This window comes from Shigella sp. FC1544, assembly GCF_001722145.1.
GTDB classification, from domain to species: Bacteria; Pseudomonadota; Gammaproteobacteria; order Enterobacterales; family Enterobacteriaceae; genus Escherichia; species Escherichia coli.
Map to the genome: position 1 here is coordinate 1 of NZ_MECT01000069.1, position 8,578 is coordinate 8,578.

At 50.8% G+C, this 8,578-nt stretch carries 8 protein-coding genes and 2 pseudogenes; 6 read left to right on the plus strand and 4 right to left on the minus strand.

What is annotated here, in order from left to right; genetic code table 11:
- Positions 1–122: 122 nt before the first annotated feature.
- Positions 123–380, plus strand: a pseudogene (locus BGK49_RS05255) (Orn/Lys/Arg family decarboxylase); the annotation flags it as partial.
- A gap of 50 nt (positions 381–430) precedes the next feature.
- Here BGK49_RS05255 and nupG read toward each other — a convergent pair.
- From nupG to mutY, 4 genes are all read right to left on the minus strand, one after another.
- On the minus strand, positions 431–1,687 hold the full coding sequence (gene nupG / locus BGK49_RS05260) for a nucleoside permease NupG (RefSeq protein WP_001049791.1): 1,257 nt from the start codon (positions 1,685–1,687) through the stop codon (positions 431–433).
- Positions 1,688–1,888: 201 nt separating this feature from the next.
- Complete coding sequence (gene mltC, locus BGK49_RS05265) at positions 1,889–2,968, minus strand: membrane-bound lytic murein transglycosylase MltC (protein ID WP_001298916.1); 1,080 nt, start codon at positions 2,966–2,968, stop codon at positions 1,889–1,891.
- Positions 2,969–3,032: 64 nt separating this feature from the next.
- Positions 3,033–3,308, minus strand: coding sequence for an oxidative damage protection protein (locus BGK49_RS05270; RefSeq protein WP_000091700.1), 276 nt, complete (start codon positions 3,306–3,308; stop codon positions 3,033–3,035).
- A gap of 27 nt (positions 3,309–3,335) precedes the next feature.
- The gene (mutY, locus tag BGK49_RS05275) at positions 3,336–4,388 is read right to left on the minus strand and encodes an A/G-specific adenine glycosylase (RefSeq protein ID WP_001295382.1); all 1,053 of its coding nucleotides are present in this window, start codon (positions 4,386–4,388) and stop codon (positions 3,336–3,338) included.
- 160 nt (positions 4,389–4,548) lie between these two features.
- Between mutY and trmB the strand changes: the two genes are divergently transcribed.
- The 5 genes and pseudogenes from trmB to BGK49_RS05305 form a co-directional block, all read left to right on the plus strand.
- Complete coding sequence (gene trmB / locus BGK49_RS05280) at positions 4,549–5,268, plus strand: tRNA (guanosine(46)-N7)-methyltransferase TrmB (RefSeq protein ID WP_069375700.1); 720 nt, start codon at positions 4,549–4,551, stop codon at positions 5,266–5,268.
- Entirely contained in the window at positions 5,268–5,594 is a 327-nt protein-coding gene (locus BGK49_RS05285; RefSeq protein WP_001107564.1) for a YggL family protein, read from the plus strand. Before trmB ends, BGK49_RS05285 begins: the two co-directional genes overlap by 1 nt.
- A gap of 183 nt (positions 5,595–5,777) precedes the next feature.
- Positions 5,778–6,497: a YggN family protein gene (locus BGK49_RS05295; RefSeq protein WP_000984796.1), complete on the plus strand. Its 720-nt coding sequence runs from the start codon at positions 5,778–5,780 to the stop codon at positions 6,495–6,497.
- Positions 6,498–6,672: 175 nt separating this feature from the next.
- Positions 6,673–7,718: pseudogene (ansB, locus tag BGK49_RS05300) on the plus strand (L-asparaginase 2).
- Between the two features lie 115 nt (positions 7,719–7,833).
- A partial coding sequence (locus tag BGK49_RS05305; protein WP_242412511.1) for a DUF1202 family protein occupies positions 7,834–8,578 on the plus strand: 745 nt, incomplete at its 3' end.

Sequence of the window (8,578 nt, forward strand, 5' to 3'; positions counted from 1 at the left end):
CCTCCGTGGTGGAAATACCGGGGTGTAGCAACAGCTCACCCATGCGGCTCTGACAACGATGTTAACCCGCGTTAAATATCCCACGTTGGCCAGCATCTGTCTCACGGAAAGTCATACTGCCTTATATTCGCGGTGAAGTGGAGTTGGTGCGGATTCGTGATGCCGAAGGGCGAATTGCGGCAGAAGGGGCGTTGCCTTATCCACCTGGCGTGCTTTGCGTGGTACCCGGGGAAGTCTGGGGTGGGGCGGTTCAACGTTATTTCCTTGCACTGGAAGAAGGGGTAAATTTGTTGCCGGGATTTTCGCCGGAGCTGCAAGGTGTTTATAGCGAAACCGATGCGGATGGCATGAAACGGTTGTACGGTTATGTGTTGAAGTAAGAATAAAAAAAACGGGTCACCTTCTGGCGACCCCGTTTTTCTTTGCGTAATTAGTGGCTAACCGTCTGTGTGCCTGTCGGGACACGAACGTGTTTATATTTGAACATCGCCATGAACGCGAAGGCCAGAACCACGGAGTAACCAGCGAAAATCAACCATACGGTCTGCCAGTCGGTAATGCCGTTTTGGGTGTACATCTCAACAACTTTACCGCTCACGATGCCGCCGAGGATACAGCCGAAACCGTTAGTCATCATCAGGAACATCCCTTGTGCACTGGCGCGAATTGCCGGGCTAACTTCTTTTTCGACAAACACCGAACCAGAGATGTTGAAGAAGTCGAATGCGCAACCGTAAACGATCATCGACAGTACCAGCAGTACAGTACCGAACGGAGTCGGGTCGCCGTAAGCAAACAGCGCAAAACGCAGGATCCACGCCACAATACTGATCATCATTACGTTCTTAATACCGTAGCGGCTTAAGAAGAACGGGATGGTCAGAATGAACAGGGTTTCAGAGATCTGCGAAATCGACATGATGATTGACGCATGCTGCACAATAAAGCTGCTGGCAAACATCGGATCTTTGTCGAAGCTGTGCAGGAAGGTATTACCGAACATGTTGGTAATCTGCAGTTCCGCGCCCAGCAGCATTGAGAAGATAAAGAAGATTGCCATACGCTTGTTTTTAAACAGCGCGAATGCATCGAGGCCCAGCAGGGTTGTCCAGCTCTGATTCGCTTGCTGTTTAGCAACCGGAATATGCGGCAGAGTCAGGGTAAACAGAACCAGAATGGCGGAAAGTGCTGCGCCAATATACAGCTGCATGTGGCTTAATTCGAAGCCAGACAGGCTCACCACCCACATTGCCATGATAAAGCCGATGGTGCCCCAGATACGGATTGGCGGGAAGTCAGTAACGATATCCATCCCGGCATTTTGCAGGCGATAGTAAGAGATGGTGTTGATTAACCCAAGCGTTGGCATATAAGCAAACGAGTTAATCAATATCACAAGGAACATCGCCTCCGGTGTCGTGACCTGTGCCGCCATGAACAGCGTGATAGCGCCAATGGTGTGGCAAATGGCATATACCCATTTCGCACTTAACCATTTGTCGGCCACAATCCCCAGCAGCGCAGGCATAAAGACCGCTGCGATACCCAGTGAGCTATAAACTGCGCCAATAGAAGCACCGTCAAACTTCAGGGTAACAAACATATAGGAGCCGAGGGTCGTCAGCCAACTTCCCCACAGACAGAACTGCAGAAAAGAGAGGATTTTCAGCTGCAGCTTAAGATTCATGTTAATTTCCTCACATCGTGATGCGGATGAGTGTTTGAAAAAGCACATTTGACCGAGCGAGATGATGGGATTCTATCAACTTCGCGGACTGGTTTTTTGTTACCTGTGGCAAATAATTGCAAACATTCCCAATTTGCAAAACGAAATTGTGATGTGGATAACATTTTTGCCCCTGAGCATCGTCAGGGGCGGTTAATGGAATTATCGGCGGCGGTAGGATTTTTGCGCGGTATTCACTTTATAAAGATAACGGCGAGATTCCGCAGAGGGATGGCGGGTCGTCAGCGTCTGATAAACATCGCCCGGCGTCATGGTGTTAATAATATTGGCAGCCTGAATCTTATCATTCGAAAAGACTCGCAGCACGCTGCCTGCGCCGCCGTTATAGGCGGTGATGACGGCATAACGCCGCGATGTTGGGTTATCAATTCCGCCGAGATAAACATTGTTCAGCATCGCCAGATACGCGGTGCCGGTATCAATATTGCTGGCAGGATCAAACAAGAAACTGCGGCTCGGCGTGCCGGATTTCCCCTGCGAGCGGAACACATCTTTCCCGGCAGTATGTTGTACCACCTGCATTAATCCCAGCGCATCGGAACGGCTGACCGCATACGGGTTAAAGGAAGATTCGGTCTGCATAATTGCCAGAATCAGCGACTCATCAACGCCATATTTCCGTGACGCCTGGCGGACCATGCCGAGATATTTGTGCGCACGTTTATCAAGGTGGTTCGGTACCATGTTAATGGTGACGCTGTAGATGATACGCAGCCCGTTACTGCGGCTTTGCAGACGGTTTTTCAGCAGATAATCCGCGAAGTTGCTTGCGCGACCTTCCCAGCGAATCGGCTGCCCGGTGTTGTCCACCACCTGACCGTAAAGGAAAGGTTCTTTCGAAATCGTAATATCATCAACGTCGGAATAGAGATCGACCGAACTCGGATCGTCACCCATCAGCAACGTTTTGATAATTGCCCGGCGCAAATGCGCGGCAGGTTCTGTCCCGGCGATAGTTTCGATAGTAATCGTACCGTCATCGAAGTTGATGTGGCTGCGGGTCTGATATTGATCGGTGTATTTCACGTAGTCCTTAGGACCGGCGATCACCACCTCTTTGAATCCCCAGATGTTCTCAATATTGTGGGCAAATTGCCCCATCAGAATATCAAAACCGTTGGTATCTTTGACCCAGGCTTCGTTATAGGTATCGCCTTTTTTGGTCGTCGAACAGGAGATGAGCAACGGCGCAATCAAAGCCAGCGCGAGATATTTTTTCATCATTCCGGGTGCGTGTTGTGTTTGTTTTTATGCAAGTTGCCGGAGGCGTGCTCCGGCACTGTTTTTATTTTTTATCTTCCGGCGTATAGCCCTCGATATGCACCTCTTTACCCTCGAACAGGAAGTTGACCATCTCCTGCTCAAGCAGCTTGCGGTGCTCGGCATTCATCATGTTGAGTTTCTTTTCATTAATCAGCATGGTTTGCTTGTGCTGCCACTGCGCCCAGGCTTCTTTGGAGATCTCGTTATAGATGCGTTTTCCCAGCTCGCCGGGGTACAGCTGAAAATCCTGACCTTCTGCTTCACGTTGCAGGAAAGTACAAAAAATCGTTCTGCTCATAAATCATCCTCTTTATCGACTCACGCGCTAAACCGGCGCGCCAGTGCGTAACTGCTGTAACAAACGCTCCACGGGAGCCGCCAGGCCAACTGACGGCGGTTGCGCTAAGTTATACCAGAGCGCATTGCCTTCATCCATGCAGCCGGTGAATGACGACACGGGAAGCCACATAGGCACAATATCTAAGTGGAAATGGCTGAAGGTATGCCGAAACGCGGTCAGTTGCGTCAGGTTATCGGCAGCAATCTGCCGTTGCGCCAGCCACTGCCGCAAACTTTCTTCGTCGGCAAACTGCGGGAAACAGTATAAACCGCCCCACAATCCGCTCGGCGGACGCTGCGCCAGCAATACTTCATCTTCGTGCTGTAACAGCAAAAAGTAGCCGGTGCGCTCCGGCAGCGTCTGTTTCGGTTTTTTGCCCGGATAAAGCGACCAGCTATTATTGGCGGCGGCAATACATCCGTTTTGTAGCGGACAGAGCGAACATTTCGGCTTCGAGCGCGTACAAATCATCGCGCCCAAATCCATCATCGCCTGATTAAACCGTTCCACGCCGACCGCGGGCGTCACCTGCTCGCTCAAACTCCATAATTTATTCTCGACCTCTTTTTTCCCAGGCCAGCCGCTTACAGCATAGCAGCGCGCCAGCACGCGTTTGACGTTACCGTCGAGAATCGGAAAGTGCTTACCCAGAGAAAGCGAGAGAATCGCGCCTGCGGTGGAACGCCCGACGCCCGGTAACGCCGCGACTTCTTCAAAGGTTTCCGGGAATTTACCGCCGTGTAAGGTCGCCACTTGTTGTGCCGCTTTATGCAGATTGCGCGCGCGGGCGTAATAGCCAAGCCCGGTCCACAAGTGGAGAACTTCGTCGAGCGGCGCATTGGCGAGATCGGTCACCGTCGGGAAGCGCGCCATAAAGCGTTCAAAATAGGGGATAACGGTCGCAACCTGAGTTTGTTGCAACATCACTTCTGAGAGCCATACTTTGTAGGGCGTCTTGTCAATTTGCCAAGGCAGCGTTTTTCGCCCGTATTTATCGTACCAGTCCAGAACCTGGGCTGAAAATTGCGACGCTTGCATGGTCACCGAATTCACTGTTGTTGGGGGCAAGATTGCAGCACAGCGACGGCAGGGTGTAAACCGGAACTTTCCGCAGCCACGGCCTTATCATGCTTGCATCCGGCAACTAACTTTGGATAATGCCCGTTTTCAGAACACTTTCACAAGCGACTAAATCTTTATGAAAAACGACGTCATTTCACCGGAATTTGATGAAAACGGCCGCCCACTGCGCCGTATCCGTAGTTTTGTGCGCCGCCAGGGGCGACTGACCAAAGGCCAGGAACATGCGCTGGAAAACTACTGGCCGGTGATGGGCGTTGAGTTCAGCGAAGATATGCTGGATTTCCCCGCGCTTTTTGGCCGTGAAGCGCCGGTGACGCTTGAGATTGGTTTTGGCATGGGGGCGTCGCTGGTGGCAATGGCTAAAGATCGCCCTGAGCAGGACTTCCTCGGCATTGAAGTGCATTCACCGGGCGTTGGTGCGTGCCTGGCTTCTGCGCATGAAGAAGGTTTAAGCAACCTGCGAGTGATGTGTCACGATGCGGTTGAAGTGCTGCATAAAATGATTCCTGACAATTCATTGCGCATGGTGCAGCTCTTTTTCCCTGACCCGTGGCACAAAGCGCGCCATTATAAACGCCGTATCGTACAGGTGCCGTTTGCCGAACTGGTAAAAAGCAAACTGCAGCTGGGGGGCGTATTCCATATGGCGACCGACTGGGAACCTTATGCGGAACATATGCTTGAAGTGATGTCTTCTATTGACGGTTATAAAAACCTGTCAGAGAGCAATGATTACGTACCGCGTCCGGCATCACGTCCGGTGACGAAATTTGAACAACGTGGTCATCGTCTTGGTCACGGAGTATGGGACTTAATGTTCGAGAGGGTGAAATAATGGCAAAGAACCGTAGCCGTCGTCTGCGTAAAAAAATGCACATCGACGAATTCCAGGAATTAGGATTTTCGGTGGCATGGCGATTCCCGGAAGGTACATCGGAAGAACAGATTGATAAAACCGTTGATGATTTTATTAACGAGGTTATCGAACCGAACAAACTGGCCTTTGACGGCAGCGGTTATCTGGCCTGGGAAGGTCTGATCTGCATGCAGGAAATCGGCAAATGCACCGAAGAACATCAGGCGATTGTGCGTAAGTGGCTGGAAGAGCGCAAACTGGATGAGGTACGCACCAGCGAACTTTTCGACGTTTGGTGGGACTAAGAAAGCATACGGGCGATGACAAATGCAAAACTGCCTGATGCGCTACGCTTATCAGGCCTGGAAAGATGCACGATCGAGTAGGCGGGATAAGGTGTTTACGCCGCATCCGGCATGGAAAACGCGTACTTTGTTATCAATCTGGGGCCAGCAAATGCTGGCCTGATTTTTTCTTGAGGGAAGACTATGATGCGCAAAATGCTGCTGGCGGCAGCACTTTCAGTGACGGCAATGACCGCTCACGCCGACTACCAGTGCAGCGTCACGCCGCGTGACGATGTGATTGTCAGCCCGCAAACCGTGCAGGTGAAGGGCGAAAACGGCAATCTGGTGATCACGCCAGACGGCAACGTGATGTATAACGGTAAGCAATATTCCCTGAATGCCGCCCAGCGCGAGCAGGCGAAGGATTATCAGGCTGAACTACGCAGCACGCTGCCGTGGATTGATGAAGGCGCGAAAAGCCGCGTCGAAAAAGCCCGTATTGCGCTGGATAAAATTATCGTTCAGGAGATGGGCGAAAGCAGCAAAATGCGCAGCCGTCTGACCAAACTTGATGCGCAGCTGAAAGAGCAGATGAACCGCATTATCGAAACGCGCAGCGATGGCCTGACGTTTCACTATAAAGCCATTGATCAGGTTCGCGCCGAAGGCCAGCAATTAGTGAATCAGGCAATGGGTGGAATTTTACAGGACAGCATTAATGAAATGGGCGCGAAAGCGGTGCTGAAAAGCGGCGGTAACCCATTACAGAATGTGCTGGGAAGCCTGGGGGGGCTGCAATCCTCAATCCAAACCGAGTGGAAAAAGCAGGAAAAAGATTTCCAGCAGTTTGGCAAAGATGTTTGTAGCCGCGTTGTGACTCTGGAAGATAGCCGCAAAGCCCTGGTCGGGAATTTAAAATAATCCTCTATTTTAAGACGGCATAATACTTTTTTATGCCGTTTAATTCTTCGTTTTGTTACCTGCCTCTAACTTTGTAGATCTCCAAAATATATTCACGTTGTAAATTGTTTAACGTCAAATTTCCCATACAGAGCTAAGGGATAATGCGTAGCGTTCACGTAACTGGAGGAATGAAATGGAGTTTTTCAAAAAGACGGCACTTGCCGCACTGGTTATGGGTTTTAGTGGTGCAGCATTGGCATTACCCAATATCACCATTTTAGCAACCGGCGGGACCATTGCCGGTGGTGGTGACTCCGCAACCAAATCTAACTACACAGCGGGTAAAGTTGGCGTAGAAAATCTGGTTAATGCGGTGCCGCAACTAAAAGACATTGCGAACGTTAAAGGCGAGCAGGTAGTGAATATCGGCTCCCAGGACATGAACGATAATGTCTGGCTGACACTGGCGAAAAAAATTAACACCGACTGCGATAAAACCGACGGCTTCGTCATTACCCACGGTACCGACACGATGGAAGAAACCGCTTACTTCCTCGACCTGACGGTGAAATGCGACAAACCGGTGGTGATGGTCGGCGCAATGCGCCCGTCCACGTCCATGAGCGCAGACGGTCCATTCAACCTGTATAACGCGGTAGTGACCGAGCTGATAAAGCATCCGCTAATCGTGGCGTGCTGGTGGTGATGAACGACACCGTACTGGACGGTCGCGATGTAACCAAAACCAACACCACCGACGTAGCGACCTTCAAGTCTGTTAACTACGGTCCTCTGGGATACATTCACAACGGTAAGATTGACTACCAACGTACCCCGGCACGTAAGCACACCAGCGATACGCCATTCGATGTCTCTAAGCTGAATGAGCTGCCGAAAGTCGGCATCGTTTATAACTACGCTAACGCATCCGATCTTCCGGCTAAAGCACTGGTAGATGCGGGCTATGATGGCATCGTTAGCGCTGGTGTGGGTAATGGTAACCTGTATAAATCCGTGTTCGACACCCTGGCAACCGCCGCGAAAAACGGCACTGCAGTAGTGCGTTCTTCCCGCGTACCGACGGGTGCTACCACTCAGGATGCTGAAGTGGATGATGCGAAATACGGCTTCGTCGCCTCTGGCACGCTGAACCCGCAAAAAGCGCGCGTCCTGCTGCAGCTGGCTCTGACGCAAACCAAAGATCCGCAGCAGATCCAGCAGATCTTCAATCAGTACTAATCACCTCGCCCCGGTATCGTGCCGGGGCTTTTTCACTTCAGACTTACGTCCATTGCCAATTTTCATTACCCTAGTGATAATCACGAAATAAATTATTCCGCGTGAGGTTTTTCGGGTGAAAAAGCAATGGATTGTTGGCACGGCACTGCTTATGTTGATGACTGGTAATGCCTGGGCAGATGGCGAACCGCCAACTGAAAATATCTTAAAAGATCAATTCAAAAAGCAGTATCACGGCATTCTCAAGCTTGATGCTATCACCTTAAAAAATCTTGATGCTAAGGGTAATCAGGCCACCTGGTCAGCGGAAGGCGATGTCTCTTCCAGTGACGATCTCTATACCTGGGTCGGTCAGTTGGCAGATTACGAACTGCTCGAACAGACCTGGACGAAAGATAAACCGGTAAAATTCTCGGCTATGTTAACCAGTAAAGGAACGCCCGCGTCTGGCTGGTCGGTGAACTTTTACTCTTTTCAGGCGGCAGCCAGCGATCGTGGGCGGGTGGTCGACGATATCAAAACGAATAATAAATATCTGATCGTGAATAGCGAAGATTTCAATTATCGCTTTAGTCAGCTTGAATCTGCGTTGAATACCCAGAAGAACTCGATTCCTGCGCTGGAAAAGGAAGTGAAAGCGTTTGATAAGCAAATGGTGGCGGCGCAGAAAGCAGCGGATGCATATTGGGGAAAAGATGCAAACGGTAAGCAAATGACCCGCGAAGAAGCCTTTAAAAAAATTCACCAACAGCGTGATGAGTGTAAGCGTGCAGCAAGAACCGTATTGACGGGGATGTGTTATTCAGTCGGCAGTGCTACGCGCCAGGGGAGCAGTTCGCCGACCCGGTTTATCGGCCAGT

Bases quoted from the DNA above. Each gene is read 5' to 3' on its own strand.
- nupG (WP_001049791.1), bottom strand. From the start codon at position 1,687: ATGAATCTTAAGCTGCAGCTGAAAATCCTCTCTTTTCTGCAGTTCTGT.
- mltC (WP_001298916.1), bottom strand. From the start codon at position 2,968: ATGAAAAAATATCTCGCGCTGGCTTTGATTGCGCCGTTGCTCATCTCC.
- BGK49_RS05270 (WP_000091700.1), bottom strand. From the start codon at position 3,308: ATGAGCAGAACGATTTTTTGTACTTTCCTGCAACGTGAAGCAGAAGGT.
- mutY (WP_001295382.1), bottom strand. From the start codon at position 4,388: ATGCAAGCGTCGCAATTTTCAGCCCAGGTTCTGGACTGGTACGATAAA.
- trmB (WP_069375700.1), top strand. From the start codon at position 4,549: ATGAAAAACGACGTCATTTCACCGGAATTTGATGAAAACGGCCGCCCA.
- BGK49_RS05285 (WP_001107564.1), top strand. From the start codon at position 5,268: ATGGCAAAGAACCGTAGCCGTCGTCTGCGTAAAAAAATGCACATCGAC.
- BGK49_RS05295 (WP_000984796.1), top strand. From the start codon at position 5,778: ATGATGCGCAAAATGCTGCTGGCGGCAGCACTTTCAGTGACGGCAATG.